Consider the following 241-nt stretch of genomic DNA (forward strand, 5'->3'; position numbering starts at 1 on the left):
CCGCCGCTTCAATCGGCTTCAGCAACATATTGTTTACTTCGTAACGATGACGGTGGCGGTCGGTAATGATTTCAGTACCGTACAACTGACGCACTTTGCTTTCCGGCGTCAACTGGCACTGCTGGCTGCCCAGACGCATGGTGCCGCCCAGAACGCTCTGCTCAGTACGCTGTACAACGTTGCCCACTTCGTCACGCCATTCGGTGATAAGCGCAACCACCGGATACTTACAGTCTGGCAC

The 241-nt window shown here is 55.2% G+C and carries 1 pseudogene; it reads right to left on the reverse strand.

Annotated elements, in window-relative coordinates:
• A pseudogene (gene pyrG / locus KVT28_RS26430) lies at positions 1–241 on the reverse strand (CTP synthetase); the annotation flags it as partial.

The sequence above is a fragment of the Pantoea sp. GbtcB22 genome, assembly GCF_019091025.1.
Lineage (GTDB): Bacteria > Pseudomonadota > Gammaproteobacteria > Enterobacterales > Enterobacteriaceae > Pantoea > Pantoea leporis.